Source organism: Plantibacter sp. CFBP 8804 (assembly GCF_014841225.1).
Classification (GTDB): Bacteria; Actinomycetota; Actinomycetes; order Actinomycetales; family Microbacteriaceae; genus Plantibacter; species Plantibacter auratus.
In genome coordinates this window covers 1-588 of sequence record NZ_JACYTU010000041.1, presented here as the reverse complement: position 1 = coordinate 588, position 588 = coordinate 1, and the positions used below count along the sequence as shown (strand labels likewise).

The following is a 588-nucleotide window of genomic DNA, read 5'->3' as shown; positions in this document are numbered from 1 at the left end:
GCGCAGGAAATTTGAAAGGATCTGACCCTAGTACGAGAGGACCGGGTTGGACGAACCTCTGGTGTGTCAGTTGTTCCGCCAGGAGCACCGCTGATTAGCTACGTTCGGGATGGATAACCGCTGAAAGCATCTAAGCGGGAAGCCGGCCTTAAGATGAGATTTCCATGCCTTCGGGCGAGAGGCTCCCAGCCAGACTACTGGGTTGATAGGCCGGATGTGGAAGAGAGGACGAAAGACTCTCGGAGCTGACCGGTACTAATAAGCCGATAATTTGATAACACTTTCTTTGTTTGAATACGAAGATGCTACGCGTCCACTGAGTGGTTCTCGATGTACGGTCGAGAACCCGCAAACAACACCACTGTGTTCGCACAGCGTGTTGGTTTGCTTGTTCACTTTGATACATCAATAGTGTTTCGGCGGCCATAGCGAGAGGGAAACGCCCGGTCACATTCCGAACCCGGAAGCTAAGACTCTTTGCGCCGATGGTACTGCAGGGGGGACCCTGTGGGAGAGTAGGACACCGCCGGACTTCTTCGTTGAAATGGCCACCCAAGGTTCTTGGGTGGCCATTTTGCGTTAACACGC

The 588-nt window shown here is 53.2% G+C and carries 2 rRNA genes; both read left to right on the top strand.

What is annotated here, in order from left to right:
• Nucleotides 1-279 (top strand): 23S ribosomal RNA (locus tag IFU11_RS19965); the annotation flags it as partial.
• A gap of 136 nt (nucleotides 280-415) precedes the next feature.
• A 5S ribosomal RNA gene (gene rrf / locus IFU11_RS19960) occupies nucleotides 416-532 on the top strand.
• Nucleotides 533-588: the final 56 nt, after the last annotated feature.